The sequence below is a fragment of the Morganella morganii genome, assembly GCF_019243775.1.
Classification (GTDB): Bacteria; Pseudomonadota; Gammaproteobacteria; order Enterobacterales; family Enterobacteriaceae; genus Morganella; species Morganella morganii.
Genome location: NZ_CP069157.1, coordinates 2340547 through 2355318 on the forward strand (window position 1 = coordinate 2340547; position 14772 = coordinate 2355318).

The 14772-nt window shown below is 52.7% G+C and carries 15 protein-coding genes; 2 read left to right on the forward strand and 13 right to left on the reverse strand.

Features of this window, described 5'->3' with window-relative positions; all coding sequences use genetic code 11:
• Window positions 1–4: 4 nt before the first annotated feature.
• From hscA to trmJ, 7 genes are all read right to left on the reverse strand, one after another.
• Entirely contained in the window at window positions 5–1852 is a 1848-nt protein-coding gene (hscA, locus tag JL661_RS11375; RefSeq protein ID WP_036418514.1) for a Fe-S protein assembly chaperone HscA, read from the reverse strand.
• 9 nt (window positions 1853–1861) lie between these two features.
• Window positions 1862–2380, reverse strand: coding sequence for a co-chaperone HscB (gene hscB / locus JL661_RS11380; RefSeq protein ID WP_062772465.1), 519 nt, complete (start codon window positions 2378–2380; stop codon window positions 1862–1864).
• 29 nt (window positions 2381–2409) lie between these two features.
• Complete coding sequence (gene iscA, locus JL661_RS11385; protein WP_004236935.1) at window positions 2410–2733, reverse strand: iron-sulfur cluster assembly protein IscA; 324 nt, start codon at window positions 2731–2733, stop codon at window positions 2410–2412.
• A 102-nt stretch (window positions 2734–2835) separates the two neighbouring features.
• Window positions 2836–3222 (reverse strand): Fe-S cluster assembly scaffold IscU, encoded by a 387-nt coding sequence (iscU, locus tag JL661_RS11390; RefSeq protein ID WP_004236936.1) that lies wholly within the window; start codon window positions 3220–3222, stop codon window positions 2836–2838.
• A gap of 25 nt (window positions 3223–3247) precedes the next feature.
• A complete protein-coding gene (locus JL661_RS11395; protein ID WP_004236937.1) occupies window positions 3248–4462 on the reverse strand; it encodes an IscS subfamily cysteine desulfurase in 1215 nt (404 codons plus the stop codon).
• A gap of 50 nt (window positions 4463–4512) precedes the next feature.
• Entirely contained in the window at window positions 4513–5004 is a 492-nt protein-coding gene (gene iscR, locus JL661_RS11400; protein WP_004236939.1) for a Fe-S cluster assembly transcriptional regulator IscR, read from the reverse strand.
• Window positions 5005–5088: 84 nt separating this feature from the next.
• Window positions 5089–5826, reverse strand: coding sequence for a tRNA (cytosine(32)/uridine(32)-2'-O)-methyltransferase TrmJ (gene trmJ / locus JL661_RS11405; protein ID WP_004236940.1), 738 nt, complete (start codon window positions 5824–5826; stop codon window positions 5089–5091).
• Window positions 5827–5945: 119 nt separating this feature from the next.
• Here trmJ and suhB point away from each other — a divergent pair, with 119 nt between their 5' ends.
• Window positions 5946–6749 carry an inositol-1-monophosphatase gene (gene suhB, locus JL661_RS11410; protein WP_032098561.1) on the forward strand — a complete coding sequence of 268 codons (804 nt, stop codon included), beginning with the start codon at window positions 5946–5948 and terminating at the stop codon, window positions 6747–6749.
• 55 nt (window positions 6750–6804) lie between these two features.
• Here the strand turns inward: suhB and JL661_RS11415 are convergent, their stop codons facing one another.
• On the reverse strand, window positions 6805–7956 hold the full coding sequence (locus JL661_RS11415) for a 3-phenylpropionate MFS transporter (RefSeq protein ID WP_004236942.1): 1152 nt from the start codon (window positions 7954–7956) through the stop codon (window positions 6805–6807).
• An 80-nt stretch (window positions 7957–8036) separates the two neighbouring features.
• Window positions 8037–9290, reverse strand: a complete 1254-nt coding sequence (gene glyA, locus JL661_RS11420) for a serine hydroxymethyltransferase (RefSeq protein WP_004236943.1) — start codon at window positions 9288–9290, stop codon at window positions 8037–8039.
• A 370-nt stretch (window positions 9291–9660) separates the two neighbouring features.
• Here glyA and hmpA point away from each other — a divergent pair, with 370 nt between their 5' ends.
• The gene (hmpA, locus tag JL661_RS11425; RefSeq protein ID WP_049246221.1) at window positions 9661–10842 is read left to right on the forward strand and encodes an NO-inducible flavohemoprotein; all 1182 of its coding nucleotides are present in this window, start codon (window positions 9661–9663) and stop codon (window positions 10840–10842) included.
• Between the two features lie 150 nt (window positions 10843–10992).
• Here the strand turns inward: hmpA and JL661_RS11430 are convergent, their stop codons facing one another.
• The 4 genes from JL661_RS11430 to glrR form a co-directional block, all read right to left on the reverse strand.
• The gene (locus tag JL661_RS11430) at window positions 10993–11256 is read right to left on the reverse strand and encodes a hypothetical protein (protein WP_151298164.1); all 264 of its coding nucleotides are present in this window, start codon (window positions 11254–11256) and stop codon (window positions 10993–10995) included.
• 94 nt (window positions 11257–11350) lie between these two features.
• Complete coding sequence (gene glnB / locus JL661_RS11435) at window positions 11351–11689, reverse strand: nitrogen regulatory protein P-II (RefSeq protein ID WP_004236946.1); 339 nt, start codon at window positions 11687–11689, stop codon at window positions 11351–11353.
• Window positions 11690–11701: 12 nt separating this feature from the next.
• Window positions 11702–13324: an NAD+ synthase gene (locus JL661_RS11440; protein WP_062772462.1), complete on the reverse strand. Its 1623-nt coding sequence runs from the start codon at window positions 13322–13324 to the stop codon at window positions 11702–11704.
• Between the two features lie 107 nt (window positions 13325–13431).
• Window positions 13432–14772, reverse strand: a complete 1341-nt coding sequence (gene glrR, locus JL661_RS11445; RefSeq protein ID WP_004236949.1) for a two-component system response regulator GlrR — start codon at window positions 14770–14772, stop codon at window positions 13432–13434.

A 14772-nucleotide genomic window follows, 5' to 3' on the forward strand; every position in this document is an offset into this window, starting at 1 on the left:
CCCGTTATATCTCATCCACAGAGTGGCCCGCGAGTGCCTTGCGGACAGAATTGTCCATCCGGCGCGCCGCGAATACCTGTGTTTGCTTGTCCAGTTGTTTAATTGCGTTTTCAATGGCGGCTGGTGAGTCGCCTTCAACGCTCTCAATAAGCACACCGACTGCCGCATCAATAGCGGCATTTTCGTCGTCGCTCAGTAAATTGCCATCCTCTGAAAGCGCCTGAGTCAGGCTCTCCAGCAGGCGGGCAGCTTCCACTTTTTGTTCCGCCAGACGGCGGGTGGATAAATCGTTTTCTGCGTTTTCGAGTGAATCTTTGATCATCCCGGCGATATCGGTATCGCTCAGGCCGTAAGACGGTTTGATCTGAACTGAGGCCTGCACACCGGTGGATTTCTCCAGTGCACTGACACTCAGCAGCCCGTCCGCATCCACCTGGAAGGTGACACGGATATGGGCATTACCGGCGGCCATCGGCGGGATGCCGCGCAGGGTAAAACGTGCCAGGGAACGGCAATCGCTGACCATTTCCCGCTCGCCCTGCAGCACATGAATGGTCATGGCGGTCTGGCCGTCTTTAAAGGTGGTAAATTCCTGGGCACGGGCTGCCGGAATGGTGGTGTTGCGCGGAATGACTTTTTCCACCAGGCCGCCCATAGTTTCCAGCCCCAGCGAGAGCGGGATCACATCCAACAGCAGCATGTCGCTGTCCGGTTTGTTACCGGCCAGAATATCTGCCTGAATCGCGGCACCGATAGCAACCACTTTGTCCGGGTCAATCGAAGTCAGCGGCTCTTTGCTGAAGAACTCACCGACCAGCTCACGCACCAGAGGCACCCGGGTTGATCCTCCGACCATCACCACTTCGCGGACTTCATCCTGATCCGTTCCCGCATCTTTCAGGGCCCGGCGGCAGGTCATCAGGGTTTTTCTGACCAGCGGACGAATGAGTTCCTCAAAAGTCTCACGGGTCAGCACACCCTGCCAGCCATCCAGGGAGATGGTGGTTTGTGCGGCATCAGACAGTGCAATTTTGGCTTCCGCCGCCGCATTTAATACTTCGCGGTGCTGCGAATGCCCCTGTGACTGAATGCCGCGCTGCTCATAAATCCAGTCAGCAATCAGATTATCGAAATCATCACCGCCGAGCGCGGTATCACCGCCGGTGGCCAGCACTTCAAATACACCACGGCTCAGACGCAGCACAGAGATATCAAACGTACCGCCGCCGAGGTCATAAACCGCAATCACCCCTTCCTGACCGGAATCCAGCCCGTAGGCGATTGCCGCCGCTGTCGGCTCATTCAGCAGACGTAAAACGTGTAATCCGGCAAGGCGGGCGGCATCTTTGGTGCCCTGACGCTGCGCATCATCGAAATACGCGGGAACAGTGATCACCACGCCATCCAGTTCACCACCGAGGGTTTCCTGCGCGCGCTGTGCCAGCACGGACAGAATATCCGCCGAGACACGGACAGGATCTGTCAGCCCGGCCGCAGTGCGGATGATTGGCAGGCCGTTTTCACCCGCCTGCAACTGATACGGCAGATCAGGATAGCGCTCAGTGATATCGGTCAGCGAGCGCCCCATCATGCGTTTGACAGAGATAATCGTATTCTGAGGATCGGCCGCCGCATTTGCGCGGGCATCCCAGCCGACCCGGCGGCTGTCCGCGCTGTACTGCACGACAGAAGGCAGTAAATAACGCCCTTCGTGATCGGGCAGCACATCGGTTTCACCACTGCGCACAGTGGCGACCAGTGAATGAGTGGTGCCTAAATCAATACCCGCGGCAAGGCGGCGCTGATGCGGGGCGGGAGCCTGTCCCGGTTCGCTGATTTGTAACAGTGCCATATTTTTCCCCTAGAAACTGTCGAGCAAACGTTCTTCAAGATTTTCAATTTGTTGCGTCAGTTTACTCAAAAATCGTAATTTACGCACGCTGTCCGCAGCAGCGGTCCAGTCTTCGTCATCCAGCTGACGAATCATCTCTGCCATCCGGGTTTTTGTCATTTTAGTGATAGTGGCAGCAAAACCGGCCAGTGCATCACTGTCCTGTTTCTGTTCGATGATATCGAGGGCTTCGCGCAGCTCCAGCTGCTCCATCAGAAATGCGGTATCATGCATTGTGTGCTGTTCATTATTGATATCAATATCATGTAACAGCAGTATGTATTCCGCACGTTTCAGGGGATGTTTCAGGGACTGGTAGGCGTCATTGATGGTCGCGGCCATTGTCAGTGCCTGCGCTTGTTCTTTCGCATCACCGGCGGCAAATCTGTCCGGGTGATACTGGCGCTGCAAATCCTGATAACGACCGGCAAGTGCCTGCGTGTCAAGGTCATAACGCACAGGCAGGCTGAACAGTGAAAAATAGTTCATCGTGTTCTCTTCGCGGATAAATGGATCAGTTAAACGTGAAAACTCTCGCCGCAGCCGCATTCGCTGTTGACGTTCGGGTTATTGAATTTAAACCCTTCGTTTAACCCTTCCTTCACGAAATCCACTTCCGTGCCGTCAAGATACACAATACTTTTTCCGTCGATGATCACTTTTACGCCGTGATCTTCAAAGACGACATCATCTTCATTAATGACATCGGCAAATTCAAGTACGTAAGCCATACCAGAGCAACCGGAGGTTCTCACGCCTAACCGCAGACCTACTCCTTTACCGCGGTTTGCCAGAAAACTGGTGACCCGGTTTGCCGCACTTTCTGTAAGAGAAACGGACATTACACACCTCGCTCTATAAACCAGTATGGCGGATGACCGATGGGATCAGTATCCGCCATTATTTTATTGTTTTACCTGCTGCACACCGGCAGCGGCGGGCTATTAGTTGCCCCGGCGTTTACTTTTGTAATCCGCAATTGCTGCTTTGATCGCATCTTCAGCCAGAATCGAGCAGTGAATTTTCACCGGCGGTAATTCCAGTTCTTCCGCAATCGCGGTATTTTTGATGGCTTCCGCTTCATCCAGGGTCTTCCCTTTCATCCACTCAGTCACCAGTGAGCTTGACGCAATCGCCGAGCCGCAGCCGTAGGTTTTGAAACGTGCGTCTTCAATCACGCCGTTATCATCAACTTTGATCTGTAACTTCATTACGTCACCACAGGCCGGTGCACCCACCATGCCGCTGCCGACAGTCGGGTCTTCGTTGTCGAATGAACCGACGTTGCGCGGGTTTTCGTAGTGATCGATTACTTTATCGCTATAAGCCATTGTTTATACTCCTGAAACCGTCTGATTAATGGTGTGACCATTCAATACTGTTAATATCAACACCTTGCTTGTGCATTTCCCACAGCGGGGAAAGATCGCGCAGGCGGCCAATTGCGTTATGGATAAGTTTGATAGCATAGTCAATCTCTTCCTCAGTCGTGAAACGACCCAGAGAGAAGCGGATTGAGCTGTGCGCCAGTTCGTCGGTCATACCCAGGGCGCGCAGAACATATGACGGCTCCAGGCTGGCGGACGTACAGGCAGAACCGGATGATACCGCGAGATCTTTCAGCGCCATCATCAGGGATTCACCTTCAACATAGTTGAAACTGACGTTAAGAATATTCGGTGCGGAGTGCTCCGGGCAACCGTTCAGATAGGTTTCTTCGATATCTTTGATACCGTTCCACAGACGCATACGCAGTGCGGACAGACGCTCAGCTTCCGCTGCCATCTCTTCTTTGGCGATACGGTAAGCTTCACCCATACCGACAATCTGATGAACTGCCAGTGTACCGGAACGCATACCGCGCTCGTGACCACCGCCGTGCATCTGCGCTTCAATGCGGATACGCGGTTTGCGGCGGACATACAGTGCGCCGATACCCATCGGGCCGTAAATCTTATGGCCGGAGAAGGACATCAGATCCACTTTCAGTTTGCTTAAATCAACCGGCACTTTACCGACGCTCTGGGTGGCATCCACATGGAAAACAATCCCTTTGCTGCGGCACAGTTCACCGATTGCTTCGATATCCTGAATCACACCGATTTCGTTATTCACATGCATGATTGAGACTAAAATGGTGTCTTCACGCATTGCAGCTTCGAGTTCAGCCAGGTCGATCAGGCCATTACGCTGCGGCGCAAGATAGGTTACTTCAAACCCTTCGCGCTCTAACTGACGGCAGGTATCGAGTACCGCTTTGTGCTCAGTTTTACAGGTAATAATGTGCTTGCCTTTTTTCTCATAGAATTTGGCTGCACCTTTAATCGCCAGGTTGTCAGACTCGGTGGCACCGGAAGTGAACACGATTTCACGCGGGTCAGCACCGACCAGATCAGCAATCTGGTTACGGGCAATATCGACAGCCTCTTCGGCCTGCCAGCCAAAACGGTGAGAACGTGACGCCGGGTTGCCGAAGATGCCGTCCATTGTGAGGCATTGCATCATTTTTTCAGCAACACGCGGATCAACCGGGGTGGTTGCTGAGTAATCTAAATAAATCGGTAATTTCATCGCTCAATTGCTCCATGAACTACGGTTGCGTTGTTAACGCAGGTTTCTGCTTATGCTTGCAGATTGATAATCGTTTCGTTAATTGCCAGATTATGTGCACGACGTTTATCATCCTGGCGATCAGCAACATCAATCACTTCTTTATGATTTACTAACTCTTCCAGACTGATACTGCTTAAGAAATCAGTAATACGGTCACTCAGGTCACGCCACAGCGCGTGTGTCAGACAGCGGTCACCGCCCTGACAGCCTTCCTGAGTTCCCTGACAGCGGGTCGCATCAACGGATTCATCGACGGCCGAGATGACCTGAGCAATGAAAATCTCACCGGCACCGCGTGCCAGAAGATACCCGCCGCCCGGCCCGCGAACGCTGGAAACCAGCTCGTTTTTACGCAGACGGGAGAAGAGTTGCTCAAGATAAGAGAGGGAGATACCCTGACGTTCAGAAATGTCAGCCAGTGGTACGGGCCCCTCATGGGAGTGCAGCGCTACGTCGAGCATAGCGGTTACCGCATAGCGCCCTTTTGATGTCAGTCTCATAACCGGATCCCCGTGATAAATGGTGAAGAAATTGTGTCATTCCTGAGTAATTTAGTCAACTATTTAACCCAGTAATTTACTCAACTATTTTTTCGCCCATTTCTCAACAGAAGTCAGGATTCCACGCAGGATATTCAGCTCCTGTGTTTCCGGATGCGCGCGGGTAAATAAGCGGCGCAGACGGTTCATAATCTGACCCGGGTGTGCTTTGCGGATAAAACCGGATTCATTCAGTACCGATTCCAGATGCGTGTAAAACCGCTCCATATCATCCGCCGGCGGATAGTGTACCTCATCTGCCTCATCATTATTTGCCGGTTCGCTCTCATTCTGAGAGGCAAGAAATGCCATCCGGATCTCATAACTGACCAGCTGCACCGCCATCGCCAGGTTCAGCGAGCCGTATTCCGGGTTGGTCGGGATATAAAGATGATAATTACACTTCTGCAATTCATCGTTGGTCAGCCCGACACGTTCACGGCCGAAAATAATCGCGACCGGTGCGGTCTGTGCGATTTTAACACTTTTTTCCCCGCATTCACGCGGTTCAACCATCGGCCACGGCAGTGTGCGTGACCGGGCACTGGTGCCGATCACCAGTTCACAACCGGCAATCGCCTCATCCAGGGTGCTGACAATCTTTGCATTGCCGATAACATCACTGGCACCGGCAGACAGCGCGATGGCGTGAGAGTCCGGCTGTACCTGCGGATTGACCAGATAAAGGCTGGATAACCCCATTGTTTTCATAGCCCGCGCAGCGGAGCCCATATTGCCTGTATGTGAGGTTTCAACCAGGACGATTCGGATATTTTCGGACATAACACACTTTCTTTGAGAAATTATCGCAATATCTTAACACAAGAATAGTCAGATTGACGATCACCTGTTATACTCTGCCGCGTTTATTTTCGTTCTTTAACATCCCGGTGGACAACCCCATGCATCCGATGCTTACCATCGCCATACGTGCTGCACGTAAGGCCGGCAACCTGATTGCCAAACACTATGAAATGCCTGACACTGTTGAGACAACTCAGAAAGGTTCCAATGACTTTGTGACCAACGTGGATCGCGAAGCCGAGCAGATGATTATCGAGATCATCCGCAAATCTTATCCGAAGCACACCATTATCTCCGAAGAGTGCGGTGAGTTACCCGGTGAAGAACATGATATGCAATGGGTGATTGATCCCCTGGATGGCACCACCAACTTCGTCAAACGTCTCCCGCACTTCGCGGTATCTATCGCATTCCGTATCAAAGGCCGCACTGAAGTGGCGGTTGTTTACGATCCGATGCGTAACGAATTATTCTCTGCTGTCCGTGGTCAGGGCGCACAGTTAAACGGCTACCGTCTGCGCGGTGCGACTGCCCGTGATCTCGACGGCGCGGTACTGGCTACCGGCTTCCCGTTCAAAGCCAAACAGCACGCTGATACCTATATCAAAATGCTCGGCAAACTGTTTACCCGCTGCTCAGACTTCCGCCGTACCGGCTCTGCCGCACTGGATCTGGCTTATCTCGCTGCCGGCCGTGTGGACGGTTTCTTTGAAATCGGCCTGAAGCCATGGGACTTCCTCGGTGGTGAACTGCTGGTCCGTGAAGCGGGCGGTATCGTTACTGACTTCACCGGTAACCACCGTTATATCGACAGCGGTAACATCGTTGCGGGCAGCCCGCGTGTGGTCCGCGAACTGCTGGCAGAACTGCGTGATGAGCTGACTGAGTCTCTGAAACGCTGATTCTGTTCCGCCAGATGTGAAAAAGGGTTATGACTTTCGTCATAACCCTTTTTTATTATGCGTTTTCCGGGGTCTGCGGCCGGACTTTCGGGCGCAGGAACAGTGCCGGAAGTACTGTCAGTGCCATCAGATAAAATATGCCGCCGTGGATATCCTCATACAGATACCCGGCCACCAGCGTCATCACCGCAATCGCCCCGCCCATCGCCAGCGCGGAATACGCCGCCTGTAACGGAATGATCTCTGTGGATTTGCGGGCACCGATAAAGCGCATGGCCGCCAGATGACACACGGTATAGGTGCCGCTGTGCAGGATCTGCGCCGCAATCAGCACCGGCAGTGCCGCCGACATGCCCAGCAGCGACCAGCGAAGAATACCGCAGATACCGGAAAGCAGTAACAGATTGGCCGCACTCCAGCGGCGGAACAGCTTATTACTGAAGGTAAAGACAATCACTTCCGCCACCACGCCCAGCGACCAGAGATAGCCGATCGCGGCATCAGAATAGCCGACTTTTTGCCAGTAAATCACACTGAAGCCGTAATAGGCGGCATGCGCCCCCTGCAACAGACTCACACACAGCAGAAAGCGGACCACCGCATTATCTTTCAGCAGAACACGGAATTTCACCTGCGGACCGCGCTGTTTCATCTCTCCGGACGGCATAATGCGCGGTCGCAGCAGCGACGTCAGCAACAGCGAGCCGGTACTGACCACTAATGCAGCCAGAATCACCTCATGCTTCCAGATATCCATCAGCATCCCGGTAACCGAGGTGGCGATGATAAATGCCACCGATCCCCAGACACGGATCGAGCCGTAATCCATCGGGAACTGTTTTTGCCAGGTTGCGGCGAGGGAATCCCCCAGCGGGATCATCGGCGAGAAAAAGAGGTTGAATCCGGCCATAACAAAAAAGAGCCAGAGCCAGTGAGAACCGAAATAAAACGCCACCGCGAACAGGAAAGAACAGAGCGCCATCAGTCTCAGGGCAAAAATCAGCCGTGACGGGTCTTTAAACAGCGGTGTGATAAACAGGCTGCCGACGAACCGCGCCACCAGCCCCACACTGAGCAGCATACCGACCGTTGCCACATCATGCCCTTCACCTTTCAGCCATGCGCCCCAGTAGGGAAGAAAAATCCCGTAGGAAAAAAAATACGTAAAATAATCAAGCGCCAGCCAGAGCGATGACGGAACAAACATCTGCCTCTCCTTTCAGGAATACAAAAAACCCGCTCGCGGCGAACGAAGCGGGTTTTGGTTACATCAGATTGGTAACGCGATTATGCGTAAACCGGATATTTCGCGCAGATAGCCAGAACTTTTTGTTTCACAGCTTCAATGGTCGCTTCATCATTGAGGTTATCTAACACGTCACACATCCAGCCGGCCAGTTCACGGGCTTCTGCTTCTTTGAAGCCGCGGCGGGTGATCGCCGGGGAACCGACACGGATACCGGAAGTCACAAACGGGCTCTTCGGATCGTTCGGCACACTGTTTTTGTTGACAGTGATGTTTGCACGGCCCAGTGCCGCATCCGCATCTTTACCGGTGATGTCTTTATCGACCAGATCCACCAGGAACAGATGGTTCTCAGTACCGCCGGACACCACTTTATAACCACGGTTCAGGAAGACTTCAACCATTGCTTTGGCATTTTTCACAACCTGGACCTGATTTGCTTTAAATTCAGGCTCCATTGCTTCTTTTAACGCCACGGCTTTACCGGCGATAACGTGCATCAGCGGACCCCCCTGGTTACCCGGGAATACCGCTGAGTTCAGTTTTTTGTACAGATCTTCATCACCGCCTTTCGCGAGGATCATCCCGCCGCGCGGACCCGCCAGGGTTTTGTGCGTGGTAGTGGTGACAACGTGAGCATGCGGAACCGGGTTAGGATAAACACCCGCAGCAACCAGACCGGCTACGTGGGCCATATCAACAAACAGGTAAGCACCGATGCTGTCAGCGATTTCACGCATTTTCGCCCAGTCAACCACACCGGAGTAGGCAGAGAAGCCGCCGATGATCATTTTCGGCTGATGTTTTTTCGCCTGTTCAGCGACATCGTCATAATCGATTTTACCGGCAGAATCGATACCGTAAGGGACGATATTGTACAGTTTACCGGAGAAGTTTACCGGAGAGCCGTGAGTCAGGTGACCGCCTTCCGCTAAGTTCATCCCTAATACTGTATCGCCCGGTGACAGCAGTGCGGAGTACACTGCAACGTTAGCCTGGGAACCTGAGTGCGGCTGAACGTTGGCATAGTCTGCGCCGAACAGTTCTTTTGCACGGTCAATCGCCAGCTGTTCAACGATATCCACATATTCGCAGCCGCCGTAGTAGCGTTTGCCCGGATACCCTTCTGCATATTTGTTGGTGAGCTGGGAGCCCTGAGCTTCCATAACGCGCGGGCTGGTATAGTTTTCAGAGGCAATTAATTCAATGTGCTCTTCCTGACGACGATCTTCGTCTTTCATCGCCTGCCAGAGTTGTGGGTCGTAATCTGCAATATTCATTTCACGCTTTAACATTCGCTTCTCCTGACTCGCCTGATGCCGATAAAAAAACACCCCTTTCCGGGGACGAATGCCCTACAGTGTAAACCCTTTTTCTGAATTGAGATAGCCCCGGAAACAAAAAATACGCAAACGATTGCATAGCGGTAAAATCAGGTAATTAGCATGCTTATTATTTCATAAGAATATCCTGTCCATCGGACACAATACCGGATTTGTGATCCCCTCTTACCCACGCTCACTGATCAATTTCGCTATTTTCACCGGATTTTCAGAAACAGCAGAAAAATTTGCGCTTTACAAATTCTGCCCTGTATTATAAGTTGCATAAAAAATACATGTTATAAATTTCACACTGATGTGATGCTTTTTCAGGAGCCCTGCTATGCTCGATGCACAAACTATCGCCACCGTAAAATCCACCGCCCCGCTGATTGCCGCCACCGGCCCGAAACTGACCGCCCATTTCTATGACCGCATGTTTCGTCAGCATCCTGAGTTAAAAGATATCTTCACCATGAGCCACCAGCAGAACGGCGCACAGCGTGAAGCGTTGTTTAATGCGGTCTGCGCCTATGCCATGAATATTGATAACCTCGGCGCGCTGGGTGCGGCAGTGGAAAAAATTGCCAACAAACACGCCAGTCTGATGATCAGACCGGAACATTACCCGGTTGTCGGGGAAAACCTGCTTGCCACCATTGAAGAGTTGCTCAATCCGGGTGAGGAAGTCCTTACCGCCTGGGGTAAAGCGTACGGTGTACTGGCGGATATCTTTATTCAGCGCGAAGCCGGGCTGTATCAGGAAAAAGCGGCTTTACAGGGCGGATGGGAAGGACTGCGTGAATTCCGCGTGATCCGCAAACAGCCGCAGAGTGAACTTATCACCAGTTTCGAACTGGCGCCGGTTGATGGTAAGCCTGTCGCGGATTACCGCCCGGGGCAGTATATTAGTGTCTATATCAATGATGATGCGCTGGAAAATCAGGAGATCCGCCAGTATTCCCTGACGCAGGCACCGGACGGTAAAACCTACCGGATTGCGGTCAAACGTGAAGACAAAGGTACGATTTCCGGCTGGCTGCACGCTAATGTGCAGGAAGGCGATGTGGTCAGACTGACACCACCGCTGGGGGATTTCTTCCTGGAGGCAGAAAAAGAAACCCCGGTGGTCCTGATTTCAGCCGGTGTCGGCTTAACACCGATGATGGCTATGCTGCAGACACTCGCCGCACAACAGCATCCGGCGGATGTGACCTGGCTGCACGCGGCAGAGCACGGCGGCGTGCATGCCTTTGCGGAGGAAGTAAACCGGTTTGGTGCGCAGTTGCCTGCGTTCAGCCAGACCGTCTGGTACAGAGAGCCGCGCGCAGATGAAGCTCATCCGCACCTGACCGGGCTGATGGATTTAACGGCTCAGCAGGATGCTCTGCTCAGTAAAACCCGCCACTATTACCTGTGCGGCCCGGTAGCCTTTATGCAGCACATTGCGCGTCAGCTGACTGCAATGGGCGTTAATGCAGACCAGATCCATTATGAATGTTTCGGTCCGCACAAAATTTTATAATCGCGACAGAACAACAATAACAACACGCTGGATATTCAGCGTATGTGCTTAAGCTGAAGCACATTTGAGTAACAGTGACATAACCGCCGAATTTATATCTATCCCATCCTTTCGCCCGGTTCACTGTTACTCTTTTTTGCCCGTCAGTTTTTATACCGGGCCCGGTTCACACATTTTTTTTACTGCCTGTGAGAAATACATCACCTTGGCCGAATTGATACACGTTTCCAGCTCATCCTGTTCTTCTTTATTTAAATTCATCCCGGAAACCTCCGCAAAAAGTGCCGGTAATTCATGCTGACCGGGGTCTTTCATTGCTGACTGCAGAATAATAATACCGGCCATAACCAGAATAATAACCACAACACACACCGCCACTATCCATTGTATTGCCCGCACATGTATTGTCCGCACAGTCTTCTCCTTTTACTGACAGATAAAAGAATCCGGCGGTGTCAGAAATAACAGCCGCCGGATACGTTTAATTTGCAGGGATGCTCAGCAGAACTCAGATAGCATCTTCATCCTGTTCCCCGGTACGGATCCGGACAACCTGTGCCACATCGAACACAAAGATTTTACCGTCACCGATCTTACCGGTCTGCGCCGTCTGCATAATGGTTTCCACACAGGTTTCGAGAATGTCATCGGCGACAACAATTTCAATTTTTACCTTCGGCAGAAAATCCACCATATATTCCGCACCGCGATACAGTTCCGTATGCCCTTTCTGACGGCCGAAACCCTTCACCTCTGTCACGGTCATCCCGGTGATCCCCACTTCGGCCAGAGCTTCGCGGACATCATCGAGTTTAAACGGCTTAATAATTGCCTCAATCTTTTTCATTGTCAGATCCTGTTACCAATTTTTGCGGCCAAACCCGGATGTAATCGGGTAACGGCGATCTTTGCCAAAGTTCCGGGCGGTAATGCGCGGTCCCACCGGTGACTGGCGGCGTTTGTATTCATTGATATCCACCAGCCGGATAACCTTGCGGACCACCGCTTCATCAAACCCGGCGGCGATCAGTTCATCTGCGGACATATCTTTTTCAACATACCCGGCCAGCAGGGCATCGAGGATGTCATACGGCGGCAGACTGTCCTGATCCAGCTGACCCGGTGCCAGCTCTGCTGACGGCGGACGGGTGATAACCCGCTCCGGAATCGCCGGAGAGAGTGTGTTGCGGTATCTTGCCAGTTCAAACACCATAGTTTTCGGCACATCTTTCAGGACATTAAAGCCCCCGGCCATATCCCCGTACAGTGTGGAGTAACCAACCGCACACTCGCTTTTATTACTGGTGGTCAGCACAATGCGACGGCGTTTGTTGGACATCGCCATCAGGATCACCGCACGGCAGCGTGCCTGTAAATTCTCTTCGGTGGTATCAACCGGTGTTCCGGCGAATTTCGGTTCCAGTTCGTGCATAAAGGCTTCAAACATCGGCTCAATCGACACCACATCAAATTCCACACCCAGCAGCTCTGCCTGCTCACGGGCATCGTGGATGCTGATATCCGAGGTGTAACGGAACGGCATCATCACCGCCTGCACCTTATCTTTACCCAGTGCATCTGCAGCAATGGCGACAGTCAGGCCGGAATCGATCCCGCCGGACAGGCCCAGCAGCGCTCCCTGAAAACCATTTTTGCGGACATAATCCCGCGTTGCCAGCACCAGCCCCTGATAAACCTGAGCCAGAACAGGTAACGACGGTGCCGGATCCGCCATCGGCGTGATGGTTAAATCCGTAAAGTAACACTGCGCGATTTGCTCTGAAAATGCAGCAAGACGATGTGTTACGCTGCCATCTGCGGCGAAAACAGCAGAATTACCATCAAAAATCAGCTCATCCTGTCCGCCGACCTGGTTGAGATAGACCAGCGGCAGCCCGGTACGGCGGCAGTGTGCCTGTATCAGCACATCCCGGGTATCAATTTTATCAGTGGAATACGGTGACGCATTCAGTGTCAGAATGATTTCCGCACCGGCCGCTTTCAGGGCATCCACCGGACCGTCAGTCCAGATATCCTCACAAATGAGTAACCCGAGGCGGTAACCGCGAAAATCAATCACACAGGTTTCTGTTCCTGCCGTAAACCAGCGTTTTTCATCAAACACGCCGTAGTTCGGCAGTTCCTGTTTGAAATAACGGGCGCGGAGCTCCCCTTTCTCAAAGAAAGAGAGGGCGTTATAAATGTGGCTGTTTTCCTGCCACGGGTGTCCCACCAGCACAGCACAGTCACCGCTGGCCTGTTGGATCCGGATGAGGCTCTGCGCTATCCGCTGATGAAAATCGGGACGAAAAACCAGGTCTTCCGGTGAATACCCGGACAATGCCAGTTCGGAAAACATGACCAGGTCAGCCCCTGCCGCCTGCTGTTCCGCCATGGTTTTCAGAATACGTTCACCATTGCCTTCGATATCTCCGACCAGAAAATTCAGCTGGGCCAGGGCGATATTAAGTGTACGACGCATAAAATCCTGCTCTCCCGGGATAGATCTCACCGTATGTAAAAATTAATAATAAAACAGCTAATAATGAAGATGATAGCAAAATGTGCCGGTTAGCACCGATTCTTTGCTTATTCTTTAAAGTCGGCCGCATCCAGCTCATGACGGGACAGTAATTTATAGAACTCTGTCCGGTTACGCCCTGCCAGACGGGCAGCGTTGGTCACGTTACCTTTGGTCATCTGGAGAAGTTTGCGTAAATAATTGAGTTCAAACTGGTTACGGGCTTCCGCAAAGGTCGGCAGCGCCGTATTTTCTCCTTCCAGCGCCTGAGTCACCAGAGCCTCACTGATCACCGGCACGGTGGACAGCGCCACGCACTGCTCGATAACGTTAAGCAGCTGACGGACGTTGCCCGGCCAGCTCGCGCCCATCAGGCATTTCATGGCATCCGGAGAGAAGCTGCGGACAAACGGCTTATGTTTTTTCGCCGCTTCGCGCAGAATATGATTGGCCAGCAGCGGGATATCTTCAGCCCGCTCATGGAGTGTCGGAATTTTCAGGTTAACCACATTGAGGCGGTAGTAGAGATCTTCACGGAATTCGTGTTTTTCCATCGCCTTGGGTAAATCGCGGTGTGTCGCGGAAATGACGCGGACATCAATATCAATGTCGCGGTTACTGCCGAGCGGGCGCACTTTGCGCTCCTGCAGAACACGCAGCAGCTTGACCTGCAGCGGCATCGGCATATCCCCGATTTCATCGAGGAACAGTGTGCCGCTCTCTGCCGCCTGGAACAGCCCTTCCCGGCTGCTCACCGCGCCGGTAAAGGCACCTTTGGCATGGCCGAACAGCTCGGATTCCAGCAACTGCTCCGGCAGTGCACCACAGTTGATGGCGATAAACGGTTTTTTCGCTCTCGGACTGGCTTTGTGGATAGCCTGGGCCAGTACCTCTTTCCCGGTACCGCTCTGACCATTGATCAGCACACTGACATCGGATTGCGCCACCATACGTGCCTGTTCAAGCAGACGCAGCATCAGCGGGCTGCGGGTCACAACCCCCTCACACCAGGATTCATCACTGACCGTGGTGGTGGAGAGCGCCAGCGCATCGTCAATCGCTTTATATAAAGCATCGCGATCCACCGGTTTGGTCAGGAAGCTGAACACGCCCTCACGGGTGGCAGCCACGGCATCCGGAATGGAGCCGTGAGCCGTCAGGATAATCACCGGCATGCCGGAATGGGTTTTCTGGATCTCGGCAAACAGCGCCATACCATCCATTTCATCCATCCGCAGGTCGCTGATGACCAGATCGATTTTTTCTTTATTGAGTACCTTCAGCGCTTCAGGGCCGCTTTCTGCCGTTGATACCCGGAAACCTTCACTGCTCAGGCGCATACCCAGCAGTTTCAGTAAACCCGGATCATCATCAACCAATAATAAGTTTGCGCTGCGGCGTGCTGTCAT

Bases quoted from the DNA above. Each gene is read 5' to 3' on its own strand.
- glyA (WP_004236943.1), bottom strand. From the start codon at position 9,290: ATGTTAAAGCGTGAAATGAATATTGCAGATTACGACCCACAACTCTGG.
- hscA (WP_036418514.1), bottom strand. From the start codon at position 1,852: ATGGCACTGTTACAAATCAGCGAACCGGGACAGGCTCCCGCCCCGCAT.
- trmJ (WP_004236940.1), bottom strand. From the start codon at position 5,826: ATGTCCGAAAATATCCGAATCGTCCTGGTTGAAACCTCACATACAGGC.
- JL661_RS11440 (WP_062772462.1), bottom strand. From the start codon at position 13,324: ATGCGTCGTACACTTAATATCGCCCTGGCCCAGCTGAATTTTCTGGTC.
- hscB (WP_062772465.1), bottom strand. From the start codon at position 2,380: ATGAACTATTTTTCACTGTTCAGCCTGCCTGTGCGTTATGACCTTGAC.
- iscR (WP_004236939.1), bottom strand. From the start codon at position 5,004: ATGAGACTGACATCAAAAGGGCGCTATGCGGTAACCGCTATGCTCGAC.
- JL661_RS11395 (WP_004236937.1), bottom strand. From the start codon at position 4,462: ATGAAATTACCGATTTATTTAGATTACTCAGCAACCACCCCGGTTGAT.
- iscU (WP_004236936.1), bottom strand. From the start codon at position 3,222: ATGGCTTATAGCGATAAAGTAATCGATCACTACGAAAACCCGCGCAAC.
- iscA (WP_004236935.1), bottom strand. From the start codon at position 2,733: ATGTCCGTTTCTCTTACAGAAAGTGCGGCAAACCGGGTCACCAGTTTT.
- hmpA (WP_049246221.1), top strand. From the start codon at position 9,661: ATGCTCGATGCACAAACTATCGCCACCGTAAAATCCACCGCCCCGCTG.
- JL661_RS11415 (WP_004236942.1), bottom strand. From the start codon at position 7,956: ATGTTTGTTCCGTCATCGCTCTGGCTGGCGCTTGATTATTTTACGTAT.
- glnB (WP_004236946.1), bottom strand. From the start codon at position 11,689: ATGAAAAAGATTGAGGCAATTATTAAGCCGTTTAAACTCGATGATGTC.
- suhB (WP_032098561.1), top strand. From the start codon at position 5,946: ATGCATCCGATGCTTACCATCGCCATACGTGCTGCACGTAAGGCCGGC.
- glrR (WP_004236949.1), bottom strand. From the start codon at position 14,772: ATGACAGCACGCCGCAGCGCAAACTTATTATTGGTTGATGATGATCCG.